The 13,567-nt window shown below is 55.1% G+C and carries 12 protein-coding genes and 1 pseudogene; 4 read left to right on the plus strand and 9 right to left on the minus strand.

Annotated elements, in window-relative coordinates; translation table 11 throughout:
• Positions 1 to 308: 308 nt before the first annotated feature.
• From ACTU46_RS04960 to ACTU46_RS04975, 4 genes and pseudogenes are all read right to left on the minus strand, one after another.
• Positions 309 to 1,141, minus strand: a pseudogene (locus tag ACTU46_RS04960) (urocanate hydratase); the annotation flags it as partial.
• Between the two features lie 150 nt (positions 1,142 to 1,291).
• Positions 1,292 to 2,299, minus strand: coding sequence for a hypothetical protein (locus tag ACTU46_RS04965; RefSeq protein WP_443379903.1), 1,008 nt, complete (start codon positions 2,297 to 2,299; stop codon positions 1,292 to 1,294).
• A gap of 157 nt (positions 2,300 to 2,456) precedes the next feature.
• On the minus strand, positions 2,457 to 2,696 hold the full coding sequence (locus ACTU46_RS04970; RefSeq protein ID WP_443379906.1) for a hypothetical protein: 240 nt from the start codon (positions 2,694 to 2,696) through the stop codon (positions 2,457 to 2,459).
• A 2-nt stretch (positions 2,697 to 2,698) separates the two neighbouring features.
• Positions 2,699 to 3,025, minus strand: coding sequence for a hypothetical protein (locus ACTU46_RS04975; RefSeq protein ID WP_443379909.1), 327 nt, complete (start codon positions 3,023 to 3,025; stop codon positions 2,699 to 2,701).
• Between the two features lie 146 nt (positions 3,026 to 3,171).
• Between ACTU46_RS04975 and hutG the strand changes: the two genes are divergently transcribed.
• The 4 genes from hutG (at position 3,172) to ACTU46_RS04995 (ending at position 8,525) form a co-directional block, all read left to right on the plus strand.
• Positions 3,172 to 4,125: a formimidoylglutamase gene (hutG, locus tag ACTU46_RS04980; RefSeq protein WP_443379912.1), complete on the plus strand. Its 954-nt coding sequence runs from the start codon at positions 3,172 to 3,174 to the stop codon at positions 4,123 to 4,125.
• 137 nt (positions 4,126 to 4,262) lie between these two features.
• Positions 4,263 to 4,658, plus strand: coding sequence for a (deoxy)nucleoside triphosphate pyrophosphohydrolase (locus ACTU46_RS04985; protein ID WP_443379915.1), 396 nt, complete (start codon positions 4,263 to 4,265; stop codon positions 4,656 to 4,658).
• Entirely contained in the window at positions 4,659 to 7,586 is a 2,928-nt protein-coding gene (locus tag ACTU46_RS04990) for a DEAD/DEAH box helicase (RefSeq protein ID WP_443379917.1), read from the plus strand.
• A gap of 501 nt (positions 7,587 to 8,087) precedes the next feature.
• Positions 8,088 to 8,525, plus strand: a complete 438-nt coding sequence (locus tag ACTU46_RS04995; RefSeq protein ID WP_443379920.1) for a hypothetical protein — start codon at positions 8,088 to 8,090, stop codon at positions 8,523 to 8,525.
• 338 nt (positions 8,526 to 8,863) lie between these two features.
• On the opposite strand, the gene ACTU46_RS05000 is transcribed toward ACTU46_RS04995, so the two are convergent.
• From ACTU46_RS05000 to ACTU46_RS05020, 5 genes are all read right to left on the minus strand, one after another.
• On the minus strand, positions 8,864 to 10,021 hold the full coding sequence (locus ACTU46_RS05000) for an ImmA/IrrE family metallo-endopeptidase (protein ID WP_443379923.1): 1,158 nt from the start codon (positions 10,019 to 10,021) through the stop codon (positions 8,864 to 8,866).
• A complete protein-coding gene (locus ACTU46_RS05005) occupies positions 9,990 to 10,640 on the minus strand; it encodes a hypothetical protein (protein WP_443379926.1) in 651 nt (216 codons plus the stop codon). Before ACTU46_RS05005 ends, ACTU46_RS05000 begins: the two co-directional genes overlap by 32 nt.
• 81 nt (positions 10,641 to 10,721) lie before the next feature.
• Positions 10,722 to 11,483, minus strand: a complete 762-nt coding sequence (locus ACTU46_RS05010; protein ID WP_443379928.1) for an ATP-binding cassette domain-containing protein — start codon at positions 11,481 to 11,483, stop codon at positions 10,722 to 10,724.
• On the minus strand, positions 11,480 to 12,475 hold the full coding sequence (locus ACTU46_RS05015) for an ABC transporter permease (protein WP_443379931.1): 996 nt from the start codon (positions 12,473 to 12,475) through the stop codon (positions 11,480 to 11,482). The genes ACTU46_RS05010 and ACTU46_RS05015 overlap by 4 nt, the downstream gene beginning before the upstream one ends.
• Positions 12,472 to 13,509 (minus strand): substrate-binding domain-containing protein, encoded by a 1,038-nt coding sequence (locus ACTU46_RS05020; RefSeq protein ID WP_443380401.1) that lies wholly within the window; start codon positions 13,507 to 13,509, stop codon positions 12,472 to 12,474. Before ACTU46_RS05020 ends, ACTU46_RS05015 begins: the two co-directional genes overlap by 4 nt.
• Positions 13,510 to 13,567: the final 58 nt, after the last annotated feature.

Consider the following 13,567-nt stretch of genomic DNA (forward strand, 5'->3'; position numbering starts at 1 on the left):
TGGCCTTCACCCGGAACCAATTTCTACCGATTGATCAATAGGTTTATTGACGCCTTAGGGAGTTGCCCCCAAAACCAGGCATGCATGGTCCACAAAACCTTCATCTGCTAAATAAATAGCACCTTTGTAGAGGGTTTTGAGACGCTGTGAATATTAACCGAGACTTATGTATCCCGCAGTGCGAGTGTTGATGCGTGCAGGTGACCAGCGAAGTTGGTGGAGGCGGCGGAGGTGTTCCGCCCAGTAGAATGACCATCTCCCGCTGCCGTGGTGGAGGGAAACCCAGGTAGCACTCGGGCAGGCGACATTAGGACATTGAGCAGCGGCCAGTCGGCGATCACGTCCGAGCCTTCGAGCTTGGCCTCAGTCTCGCGGTAGGGCGAGGCCACCGAACCGCGGAGTCCAGGTGGTCGCGGCTGATGCCGATCAGAGTCTTGAACTTGCCCTCGGCAACCAGCTAATTGAACAGCTGTCTGGTCTTGGCTTTCTCAATCAGCGGACAAAGAGTTGATGACTTTCATCCGAGCCAGCAGGCCCTCGAACTCCACGTACTCCCCTTCCGCATCGATCCAGCGGTGTGCTGGTGTTCATTCTCGAGAAGGAACTCCTTTATGGCCCCATCGGTGGCGCGAATGCCTTCCGTATCCCCGGGAAGGGGTCCTCGACCCTCGCAGGATAGCGGGTGAATACAGGCGGGACGAAGCTGGCAAACTCAAAGGAGCGGTGATACCTGGTGATCTCGCCGACGTGGTGGCGATTCAGCAGTTCGGGGAAGATTGCGACGACGTTGCCCACTACACCGCTGGACACAGCTTCACCTGTGGCCTTGGCCTGGCCGGCACACTCGATGGTGGGACCCAAGGGAGGGCGCGATCTCATTGAGATATCGCTTGCCGCGGCGGCGCTCGAGGCAGGAAGTATCCACGTCAACCATGATGCAGACGCCACCGTTCAGCGTCACGACCAGCGGCTGGGCATCGCCCACGCCGCCGCAGCTACCGGTCAAGGTGATGGTTCCCCTGAGCGAGCCATTGAATCGCTTGGCAGCGAAGGTTTCGTAGTTGCCCTGGAAGGTGCCCTGGGTAGCGATGTAAATTGAGGAACCCGTGGTCATTTGGTCGTACATCATCAGACCACCGTCCGGCGGAAGGTGTAGGGGCAGCTGGATGAGCAGAACGTGGAGATTCCGGCGCAGCAGATTCATGTTGCTAGACGAAGCTCCCCACCATTAATTGCCCCGCAAAATTCGGCTCACGAAAGTACATAATAGAGCACCTTCAACATACCGAAACTAGGATTCGGATTCCTCAGTATTCTCGATGAACACATAAACACTTTGAGGCTGTGTCTCCGCATTATCGAAGCCAAGAATATCGTCGGTATCCACAGTCTCCGAAATCTCTGTGGGGCGGGTATCTGGAGCGGTGGCGAAGTACTCAACCTCTTCAACGTCCACACTCTGATAGGTCAACTCGGCTTCAGCAGCAGTTCCAACAACGCCACGAGCATCCTGCTTCCGCTCGCAAAGAAATTCCATCTCACTCAAGACGCCGAACTGATTTGGAAAATAGGCGATTCCCGCAAATGAATGAACCACTAACTGGCCGGAGGTAGCCACGCTGATGGCACTTTCTGATTCAGCGACCTGCGCACTAGCGGGGTATTTGGCGTGGCTTAAAACCAGGTCAAAGCAGTTCTCCTGCGCTTCAGTGTGAGCCGCTAGGACTGCCTGGAAGGCTCCTGTGCTGGCCAGGTGACTACCGCTACCCTCTTCCGGAGTCAGAAAGAACGTCCCAAGGAACACTACGGAAGCCAGCACCGAAATCCAGGAGAAGCGCTTCAACCGGCGGCCAGTCTTCGGGATCTTGTACTTGTCAATCACTTCGCAAACGAGAAACCAAACGGCAGGAACCGCGAAGACCAAGCCAAACAAAATGGCAGTAAGTCTCCCACTCTTGGTGGCGGTAAAATTCGAATCACAACCGGAAAATACTAATAAGACCCCGAGTCCTAATGAAATGCACGCCAGGACATATTTGGCAATGAGGAGTACCAAGTTTCGAGGCTTTAAACCTGCACTGGCAGGCATATCCGGAGTCTGCGCAGAAGTTGGGGCCTCGGCCACCTGCCCATAGTTCTCTGATGGATGGACGCCTTCCTTTGCTGCGAAGGTCGCACCGACACTAGGGAAGTCTGCCGATTGTCCCAATCCGGTAAATTCAGAACCTGGGCTATTTTCCCGGTTAGATGTCGGATTCTGAGATCCCTGGGGGCCATCGGGTCGAGGGAGAATGCTCATTAAGGCTCATTTCAATCTCTGTGAATGGTAATATCAGCTAAATATTACTTGACTATTGCTACTGCAATGAATCAGATCATTTCAAGTACCCCAATAGCTGACCCCACCTGAAATGGATCCACGGATCCCCATCGCCTGGACTCGAGGAAACACTCCCCTATTCAACCCCTTTAAATCCTCCGCGACCGCACCGCCACCGAGAAACTGCGGTGCCCATGGCTGACATCTCCACCTCCTCGACGAACCCCTGTTCCTGGATCGCAACCAGCTCCTGCCGGAACTCCCGCCAGATCTCACCGACGGTATCCGCGGTGTCGAACGCCGCCTTGGCCCCCATCTCAGTCAATGCGGCGAACATCGCATTTCCGAAGGCGGTGCGCGGGGATTGCAGCCGCACGCCTACCGGGGTGGACCAGCGAAGGAGTTCCCGACGAACGGTGCTCGTTGAGGTAGCGAATCTTCGAGCCCGTCATCCGGGAGATGTGAGCGGAACCGCCGACCATCTCGGCGGCCTGCCTTGTCCACCAGTTTCGCGCCGAGGCGCTCCACCTGCTGCTGGGTGGTGCATGCATTCAAGAGGGTGTAGGCCACCAACCCCAGGCAAAAGACCTGCCCCTCGGGCAGTCCCACTACGTAGCCAGCGACCTCCATCCCGCCGAGCCAGTGATAGACCGTGGAACACAGCAGTTCAAATTCGGAGCGGATCCGGGCCGCGGAGATCGGCACCCCGAGAGTGCTCAGCAGGTGAAGATGAACAGCGTGTTGCGTGCTTCGGGGATCTGGGGCATGTCTGCTCGCTCCTGTTTGCAATCTGAGCCCGACGGCAGGTCACTGCCCTGCTCGCGAGCCGAATTCCTCGTAACCTATGGAGCATGAACCACCAGTTTCCCCCAGAGCTTCCCCCTGAGATCTGGGCGGGCCCCAACGACGGCCCTGGTCCCGAGCATGCCCGCTGGCATTCGGTCATCCGTCCACTGAACAAGCCCGCCGCACGCTCCCCCGGTATCGCCCTGATCGGCCTTGCTTCCGATGAGGGCGTGCGCCGTGACAGCGGCCGACTGGGCACCAAAGCAGGTCCCGATGCGATCCGCCGGGCGCTGGCCCCCTTCGCTATCCACGACCACATCCCGCGCTACGATGCCGGCACCATTACCGTCAACGGAGAGGATCTGGAGAGCGCTCAGGAAGAGCTAGCAACGGCCGTCGCTGCGCTAATCCAGGCGGGCCACCTCCCCATCGTCCTTGGTGGTGGCCATGAGGCAGCCTTCGGCTCCCACTTGGGCCTTCGCCGCGCGCTGCACAGTGCTTCGATCGTGAACCTGGATGCCCACTTCGACCTTCGTACTGCGGAGGAACCTTCCTCCGATACCCCTTTCAAGCAGATCGCGGACCTGGATCCAGAGGGTTTCGACTACACCGTCATCGGGATCTCCCGCCCCGGCAACACCGAGGCCCTGCACGCCACCGCAATCGCCCTGGATGCGATGGTGATCAATGATGATGAGATCGCTATGCTCTCCCCCCTCAAAGCTGCCGAGGTCGTGTTCAAGACGGTCCCTGCGTTCAAAAACCTCCACCTGAGCATCGATCTCGATGTCCTCCCCGCCCACGAGGCCCCGGGAGTCAGCTCGCCCGCCACCCTCGGCGTGCCCATGTCACACATCCGCGCAATCGCCATGGCCTTGGCCGCTACCGGCCATCTGAAACTTATCGACGTCGTGGAGCTCAACCCTTCCTTCGACCTCGACGCTCGCACAGCGAAAGCCGCGGCACGGCTTATCGACGACGCGATCTCCACCCACGTGGTCAGCTCACTGTCCCGCTAAGAACACGTTCACACTCGAACCGATCTACAGCTCCAACTTTCGCTGCGATCGACTCAAATATTGATTATCACAGCCAGTAGGATATCCCCTACGTGTTAGCCTGAACAGGAGTTTTCTACTGAGATTTGGGAGCATAAATGAAAAAGCGCATTAACGTGACCGGAGCTGTACTTACCGACGGCAATAAGATTCTTGCTGCTCGTCGCGGTCCCGGTAAAGCGCTGGCAGGCTACTGGGAGTTTCCCGGCGGCAAGATCGAAGCCGGTGAAACTCCTGAGGAATCACTAGCCCGTGAGCTCCAAGAAGAGCTCCTTATTGATGCTTCAATTGGGGAATTCATCACCACCACAGAGCATGAATATGACTTCGGCATCGTTGTGCTCTCCACGTATTACTGCACTGTTCAAAACGGCGAACCACAGCTCACTGAGCACGAGGAAGTTCGCTGGTTATCCGCCGATGAGTTGCACTCCTTGGAGTGGGCTCCGGCTGATATTCCAGCAGTAGAACTGATTGCTAAGCAGCTCGGCTAAATGATGGCAGATAGCTCTTCTTTGAGAAGAGATACAGAATTCGGCTTTCTCAATGCTGCAGTTAGATCTGACCAGATTCTGAATCCTCTGCTCATTGCAAATAGCGATGAGCACAAGATGCTCCACGCCATTCGTCAGGAATTGTCTCGAGCGAAGCAATTTATTTTCTCGGTGGCCTTCATCAGTCCCCGAGGTATTGCGCTGCTCAAAGAAGCACTCCTTGAGTTTCCGGGGACCGGCGAGATCATCACTTCCAACTACTTGGATTTCAATGATCCAGCAGCTTTTAGAGAATTGCTACTGCTGGAAAATATCAACGTCTACATTCATGAGGATGCTGACCGCGGCTTCCATGCAAAGGGCTATATTTTTCACCGCGAGGAGGGAATTACTGCCATCATCGGCAGCTCAAACCTAACCGACAACGCTCTTCTGGTTAATCAGGAATGGAACCTGCGTTTCTCAGCTCTCCCCGACGGAGATATCGCCTACCAACTCAATGACGCAATACAGCGACAAAAGGACCGCTCCCTTCCGCTTAGCGAAGAGTGGATTATCAACTACGAGCGCAATCGCACTTTCCGCCCAGTGCGTGTTGCTGGCGGTGATAGCACCCTCGATATGCCAGTCGACGGCAAAATCGTTCCTAATGAAATGCAATCCAAAGCACTGGAAGCACTTCGAGAGTTACGTGATCAGGGCGAAAGCAAAGCTGTCGTCATTTCTGCAACTGGTACCGGTAAAACTATTCTCGCTGCGCTAGCGGTGCGCGCCGTCCAGCCGAAGAAGATGCTGTTCATTGTCCATCGCGAACAGATACTCAACAAAGCAATCTCCGAATTCCAACGAGTTCTCGAAGAACCCGCAGAGAAATTCGGCAAGCTGGTCGGCAACCTTCGCCAAATCGATCGCAAATATGTCTTCGCAATGGTCCAGACACTTTCCCGCGAAGCCACCCTTAATTCTCTCGATCCCGAGGAATTCGACTACATAATCATTGATGAGGTTCACCGGTCAGGCGCCGAAAGCTACCGTCAGATTATCGATCATTTCTCCCCGAAGTACCTGCTTGGGTTGACTGGAACTCCCGAGCGCACCGATGGATTCAACGTATTCGAACTCTTTGATTACAACGTGCCCTATGAGATTCGACTTCATGAGGCTCTCGAAGCAAAAATGCTTGTCCCCTTCCACTACTACGGCGTCACCGATTTCACCAGTGAAGATAACGAGACCATTGATGATGTTGCTCAGTTATCTCGATTGGTCTCTGAAGAGCGCGTAGTTCATATCCTCCGCACCCTGCGTAAATACGGACATCCCACTAGCGTCAAGGGACTGATGTTCTGCAGCAAGAAGAGCGAGGCCTATGAGCTTTCCCGCCTCCTCAATGAGTCCACGCTGAACGGACAGAAGCTTCGCACTAAGGTCCTCACCGGTGATGACTCCAATGATGTGCGTGAAGCAGTCGTAAGAGAACTTGAAGGCGGCCAGCTCGACTACATCCTGTCTGTCGATATCTTCAACGAAGGCATCGACATCCCACCCGTCAATCAGGTGGTTATGCTTCGAGGCACTCAGTCCAGCATCATCTTTACCCAGCAGCTTGGTCGCGGACTGCGCAAGGCAGCCGGCAAGGACCATCTCCGAGTTATCGACTTCATCGGCAACTATCAAAATAACTACCTCATCCCCGTCGCATTATTCGGAGATAACTCAAGAAACAAGGATTCAATTCGCAAGAATCTTTTGGACAATAACTCCACCAACACTATTGCTGGAGTGTCCAGCGTGAACTTTGATCAGATCGCACAAGCGCGAATTCTGGAGTCGCTCAGCAAGGCAAAACTCACTGGGAAGCAGGTCTTTAAAGGCGACATCGTCCAGTTACAGCAGCGCTTAGGTCGGGTTCCCAAGCTATTCGACTTTGCTCGCTTTGACACTGTTGATCCAGTTCTATTGGCCGCAGAGTATGAGACGGGACCTGCGTTAAGAAACTATTGGCAACTGCTCAAGTCTCTCAACTTTGTTGACAATGGGCCGACTCCAGAAGAATCTGCTGTGCTGACATTCCTGTCCACCGAGCTGCTTTCGGGTAAGCGTCCTCATGAACTTCTCCTCATCAAGGAGCTCATTGAGCAATCCTCGGTCAGAGTGTTCACTTATATCGAGTTGTTGGATTCTAAGGGGACCACGCGATCGGAACACACGCTGAGCTCGATCGAGCGCATACTCTCTTTAGAGTTCTATACCAAGGCACAGTCTAAGAAGTATGGAAACCAGCCCTTGATAGTGAAATCCGGCAACACCTTTGAGCTCAGTCCGGCATTTCGCGATCTCTACTTCGCTCCTCCAAGAACAAGCCACAGCTCGGCTGAAACATTTAGCAGTCACGTCGATGACATCATCGAAACAGGGCTTTTCCTTTCTCGAGAACGTGGCTTTTGGTCTGGGGAACTCAAGCCCGGAGCGATGTACTCCCGGAAGGAAGTTTGCTGGCTCCTAAACTGGCCAAGTGATCACCAAAGCACGCTATTTGGATATAAGAAAGATTCCACTACGGCGACCATGCCGATCTTTGTGACGTACCACAAGGATGAGGAAGTCTCTGAAAGCACCAAGTACGGAGACGAATTTACCGACCCTCAAACAATGCACTGGTATACCAAGAGCAAACGAACTTTGAAGAGTGCTGAACTCCAGCCCATCTTCAATAATGAGCTAGATCTCCACCTTTTCGTTAAGAAGGATGATGCGGAGGGTAAAGACTTCTATTACATAGGTCAGGTGGATTCCCAGAATCAGGAACAGAAGAAAATGCCCGGAAACGATGGCACCCAGCTTGATGTCGTAACCATGGACCTCAAACTGGCTTCGCCTGTAGAACAGGGGCTCTATGAGTATTTGACCAATTCTCACAACTCTTAACCCGTTCTTTTCACGGGAATAGGGCCTTACCCGCCCTATTCCCGGGAAAACAACGGGTTAGTGGAACGCCATAAGGCGTTGGCCGGGATCAAGGGGCACGAGTGGTAGAGCGCTTGATTCATACGAGTAACGCACGCATCCCGGATAGCCAGAATGCCGGTACCCAGTACCATCTACCCGCCCGCAGCATGCCATCCAGTGAGTCATGCGCTGACCAGAAACTAGCCCAATAGTTCGGCAACAGACTTCTGATGTTCGCTTGCTTGGCCTTCGAGTCATGATGAAGTTCACAAAGATTGGTTATACCACTTCTGAGACATCAACGGACACACGATCGACATTGTGATAACTCACCTCCCCAATTTTAGCTGCAGGAAGATTGAAGAGAGCAAGGTTGATGACGCGCGCAGGTAAATGGTACTGGTTTTCTGGGTATCCGCTTCACCATAACTCCGGTTCCCGAAATAAGCGCGGGTCAATTGGATTACCGAATACAGCGAGATGTCAGAAGGCAACCTTGCGCAATGGAACTCCTACGCCACCGACGTTAAGTCAAAGACTCGGAAGCTGCGTCTGCACGGTCAAGGCGACCATAAGCTCTTCTATCTCGGGTACACCACGCTCGAGTATGTGAAGAAGAAAGCTAATGGTCAAGAACAGCTAGTTGCTGCCTTTGAGCGCTTTCGCGGCAAGTTTAGGGATGAAGCTCGACGCATCTCAGAAAACCTCGGACAACCTGAGGTCGAGCACCTGCTCGGGCATGTTCCGCACATGCATTCCATGCCCGCAACGGCGCAGGACGTTCACTCTCCGATTGCCGGCCTAGAATCTGCTGACGGCCTCAAAGGCACTCAGCATAAGCAACGTGATGGTTATGTCGAGAAAATCTACGAAGTCGCTGCGAATGTTCATGCTCGGTTGCTCGCAGCAACTAATTAAGAATAGGACTCCCCAGATCTACGGCCTCGGCTGGATCAAGATCTTCTACAACCGGCAGCGCCGGCACACTTGCTGCTTAACCGTTTCTTTAACAATTCCACCCAGCGCCAAGCTCAAAGCCTGGGCGCTGCCGCATCGCACTGCTACCGCGTCGTCGATAAGCACTCACCACCCCCTCGCTGCCAGCGCATGTAGAATCCCCTCAGTCAGCGACGGCTCGCCGACAGTCTCCCCTAAGAGATCGCGTCTCCATAGTCTTGTGGAACTCTACCCAGGCCGACTGAATATAGATCTATACCAGTTTCACAACTAGAAAATTAAATATAGTCCTCGAACAGCTAAACTAGCCTAAGTCGACTGCTTTCCCCACTACCAGTTCGTTTAGTAACAGATTCTTGAAGCTCCCTCGGGGAACCTGTTGCACCCCCTTCAAATACAAGGGGCAGCAATCCATTTAGCCAAGTTGCCACTTCTTTTCTCGGTAGCTTGAGCTGCGCAGCGATCTCTGACAATCCAAGCTTGGTCGACTTCCCATACAGCACTTGTGGAAGCATTACGGAACGCTCTGGAACAATTCCCCCTGGTTCAGCACTCCTATATCCCGCTCGAGAGAGTTGAACCATAGCGTTTCTATACTGCCATTCTGAAAGTAAACCGAGTTCACCAAGACGGTGCGTCATCGCCATTGCCGAAACCTTCCAATAAGACTTCGCCTCGTGAATGTCATCAATGGTTGCGGCCCTCAGATTCTGAGCGAATACTCGTGCCGCAGGCATTAAGAAGGCGGCGGCAAATTCATTGGCTTCTTTTTCCCTTTCTTTTGACTCCGAAGTCGATAGGTCATCCTTTGAATGAAGAATAAAATGACCTAACTCATGAGCGAGATCAAAACGTTGTCGCTCACCAGACTTCCCAGTATTCAAAAGAATAAATTTCTCGCCATCTCGCTCAAAACAAAATGCATCAATTTCTCTTTGCCCTGGAAGAATGGCAGCAACTCTAATACCTTTAGACTCAAGAAGGGCAAGAAGATTGCTAATTGGCCGTTCTCCAAGTCCCCATTCGGCCCTCAAACGGTAAGCAGCATCTGAAGGTCGAACATTTTCAAACGTTGGCAACTCAGCGTGGGGAAGAACAAACCGCTCACTTATCAAACGAAATAGCTCTATGACGAGAGTTGAATTAGCCAATGCAGCGTCCCGCTGCTTTGCACTTGTCTTAGTGAGTTTTCGGAAGCTAACTGCGCCAATAGTTGGCACTTCTAAAGGTTCACCATTAAAAAAATCTGGCTGAACCTCTAAAGCTACTGCAAGGCTAGATATCGTCTTCGGACTTGGGGGCGCACCCTGGCCCTTCTCAAAATTGCTGAGCGAGCGGATACTGACTCCAGAGTCCTCACTGAAAGCCTTCATCGTTTTGCCATTTCTTAAACGAGCAACACGAAGCCTTGAAGGTTCAAAGCCCTCAGCGAGGTTCAATCCCAAATCCGAATTCATAATCGTCCTCATCCCCAAATGACGTCGTAATACCCGCCCTACTAACCGTTGGAAGAATAATTCGGCGCGCCCATTGATCAACAATTCCAGAATCGCTTACATTCAACGGCTCCCCGAGTTCCAGTCGAACGCTATTCTCGTCCACACACTCAATCATGAGATACACGTGTCGTATGGGGGCAGCGAGCGATTCCTTCTTCGTCACCCCTTCCAAAGGAAGCGCACCTTGCAATTCTGAATCTGAATTTGCATTTAGCGCTTGCGCTGCGAGCGAACTAATACGCAGATCCAATCTTGGCGGGCCGAACTGAGGGGCCGCTACCCCAGTTGCACTCTTAGGTGAAAAGTAGAAATCCTTTTCAGGGGACAACATCTTGCAATGCTTAGAATTGACAATCCACCCACTGGGAGCAAGCTGATTATTGAGCACTCCAAACATCGTGTGATAAATCAGCGTGCCACGGGTAGAAGGTAAAGCGTTCAAGAAGCTGTCGCCCCCTCGTTCAAGCGCTTCCACAACAGCATTCTGGACAATCTCCCAGGTAAGTCCGTATCTCGCCAATTCCTCATCAATGTCAGGTTCCCTTTGGGGACTTACAACAGCTTTTGCCGGGGACATTTGACCTCCATGGGATAAATTCAACTACTTCCACTTTTTATACCACACTTGAGGTTGAAAAACCAGCAATGGGGATTGCTGTTAACCCCTCAACTCGTGCCCCAACGCATCCAGCTCTCCCCCACCAGCCATCTGCAGGGTCAGCTCATCGAGAGTGACCTCAGCGCGGGAGGCATCGAGCACCCGCTCCCCCAGGTTCAAGATGATGAAGTGGTTGCCCACCAGGTAGGCGTGGTGCGGGTTGTGGGTGATGAAGATGACCCCGATCCCCCGGTCCCGGGCCGCGGCAATGAACTTGAGCACCATCCCGGACTGCTTCACACCCAGTGCGGCCGTCGGCTCATCCAGGATCAACACTCGGGCACCGAAGTAGATGGCTCGGGCAATGGCCACCACCTGGCGCTGACCACCGGAGAGCGAAGCCACGGGGACATCCACATTGCGCAGTTCAATGCCCATCTCGCGTAGCTGCTCATCGGCGATCTGCTTCATCTCCGCCTCACGGAGCTTGCCCAGAAATCCGGTGAGCTCCTGGCCGAGGAAGAAGTTGCGCCACACGCTCATCTGGCCGACTACGGCCAGATCCTGGTAGACGGTGGCGATGCCGGCGTCGATGGCCTGGCGGGGCGTCGTAAAGCGGACTTCTTCCCCACCCACTGTCATCGTGCCCGCCGAGGCCGGGTGCAGCCCGGAGAGGATCTTGATCAGGGTGGACTTGCCGGCACCGTTGTCGCCGAGCACGCAGGTCACCTCACCCTCTGCGACGGAGAGGTTGATGTCCGAGAGCGCGCGGAAGGCGCCGTAGTCCTTGGAGATTCCCTCCAGCTGGATCAATGCCGTCATGACCTCTCCTTGTTGAACTTCTCGAAGCTGTTGTTGGACAGCACCGCAAAGAGCAGCATGCCGCCGAGGAAGAACATGAACCAGTCCGGGTTCCAGCCGGCGTAGACGATGCCCTGGTTGACCATGCCGAAGATCAGGGCTCCGATGGCGGTACCGATCACGGTGCCACGGCCACCGGTCATCGAACAACCGCCGATCACGGCGGCGATGATGTAGAGGAACTCATTGCCCACGCCCTGGCCGGCCTGGATGGAATCGAACATGAACAGGTTGTGCATGCCGAGGAACCAGGCGGCGAAACCGACGAACATAAACAGGGTGATCTTCACCCGCTTGACAGGCACACCCACCGCGCGGGAGGCCTCCTCATCGCCGCCGACCGCGAAGATCCAGTTGCCGAACTTGGTCTTGTAGAGCAGGTAGCTGCCCAAGGCCACGAAGAGGATCCACCAGAAAACGGTGATCTGGACGTTCACACCGAAGATGCTGACGCTACTGGCGAACACGGCCTTCGCGGAGCCGAAGCCCTCCATGTCCGAGATGATCGGGGTGGCTACCGCCCCGGTGATCATCTTGGTGATCGCGAGGTTCAGCCCCTGGAGCATGAGGAAGGCAGCCAGGGTGATCAGGAAGGAGGCGATCTTGGTCTTGGTCACCAGGTAGCCGTTGAAGAAACCGATGGCCAGCGAGATCAACAGCGAGATCAACGCACCGACCCAGGAGTTCAGCCAGAGGTTGTAGTTGAGCATTGTCGCGGCCAGCGCCGCGGTGGTCACGGCGACACCGGTGGAGAGGTCAAACTCATCACCGATCATCAGCAAGCCCACGGCAATGGCCATGATGCCGATGGTGGAGCTGGCATAGAGCACGGTGGCAAAGGCATCAAAGGAGCGGAAGGCCGGGGCCACCACCATGAAGAGCACGAAAATGATGACCGCGCCGAGCAGGCTGGTCAGCTCCGGGCGCTTGGCAAGGTTCTTGAGTTGGGTCACCGCAGGCCCTCCTTCGCGGCCTCGGCAATGGTGTCCACGTTAGTGGCATCGACAAAGCTCGGCCCGGTGAAGACGGGGCGGCCGCCACCGACGGTGCTGCCGTTGCGGTGGGCGAGCCAGATGGCGTCGATGGCCAGATAGCCCTGCAGGTAGGGCTGCTGGTCGATCGCCCACTCGATCTGCTCATTCTTGATCGCATCCACCAGCTGGGCATTAGTGTCGAAGGTGGAGATCTTCGCCGGGGAATTCGCACCCTCAACCGAGTTCACGGCGGTCATCGCAACCGGGGCGACCAGGCCCATGACCCAGTCGATCGAGGGGTCCTGGGAGAGCTTCGCCTGCAGGGTGGACTGCACCGAAGTCAGGTCCATGCCGTTGACGTAGATGGTCTCCACCTCAGTGCTACTGCCTGCACCCTCAGCGACACCGGCACAGCGATCCTCCTGGGAAGAGTTGCCCTGCTCGTGGATCACGCAAAGGACGTGACTCGCACCATCGGTGGCCAATCGCTCCCCCGCACGGGTGCCGGCGACCTTCTCCTCCTGGCCGAAGAAACCACTCAACCCGAAGTCCTGATAGCGCTCCATCCCGGCGTTGAGACCGACCACGGGGATGCCGGCATCGACAGCCCGCTGGGCTGCGGGCCCCAGGGCATCCGCGTTCGGCATGGTCACCGCCAGGCCATCCACATCGGCATCAATGGCCGACTGGATCAGGTTCGCCTGGTTGGGGACCTGCGGATCAGCCGAATAGAGCAGCTCAATATTGTTCTTCCGCGCGGCATCCTCCGCACCCTTGCGCACCAGATCCCAGAAGGTATCCCCCGGCGCGCCATGGCTGACCATGGACACCGTCAACCGCGGCGTATCCACAGTCCCGCCACCCTCACCGCCGCCAGTGTTACGCGGGGCCCCACCGGTGGCGGAACAACCGGTGAGGACAAGGGCGGTGGCTACTAGGGTGGCGGCGACTGCCTTGACACTGAGTCGCTTCGGCGAGCCTGGGTGCTGGGTACGGGAGGAACGCGGATTGATCTTCACAATAACGAGTTTGCGCAGGTCAACGCATCAAGTCAAACGGTGTTCTGGTGGC

Origin of the sequence: Corynebacterium sp. A21 (assembly GCF_052266655.1) — a bacterium.
GTDB lineage: Bacteria > Actinomycetota > Actinomycetes > Mycobacteriales > Mycobacteriaceae > Corynebacterium.

Bases quoted from the DNA above. Each gene is read 5' to 3' on its own strand.
- ACTU46_RS04965 (WP_443379903.1), bottom strand. From the start codon at position 2,299: ATGAGCATTCTCCCTCGACCCGATGGCCCCCAGGGATCTCAGAATCCG.
- hutG (WP_443379912.1), top strand. From the start codon at position 3,172: ATGAACCACCAGTTTCCCCCAGAGCTTCCCCCTGAGATCTGGGCGGGC.
- ACTU46_RS04985 (WP_443379915.1), top strand. From the start codon at position 4,263: ATGAAAAAGCGCATTAACGTGACCGGAGCTGTACTTACCGACGGCAAT.
- ACTU46_RS04990 (WP_443379917.1), top strand. From the start codon at position 4,659: ATGATGGCAGATAGCTCTTCTTTGAGAAGAGATACAGAATTCGGCTTT.
- ACTU46_RS04995 (WP_443379920.1), top strand. From the start codon at position 8,088: ATGTCAGAAGGCAACCTTGCGCAATGGAACTCCTACGCCACCGACGTT.
- ACTU46_RS05000 (WP_443379923.1), bottom strand. From the start codon at position 10,021: ATGAATTCGGATTTGGGATTGAACCTCGCTGAGGGCTTTGAACCTTCA.
- ACTU46_RS05005 (WP_443379926.1), bottom strand. From the start codon at position 10,640: ATGTCCCCGGCAAAAGCTGTTGTAAGTCCCCAAAGGGAACCTGACATT.
- ACTU46_RS05010 (WP_443379928.1), bottom strand. From the start codon at position 11,483: ATGACGGCATTGATCCAGCTGGAGGGAATCTCCAAGGACTACGGCGCC.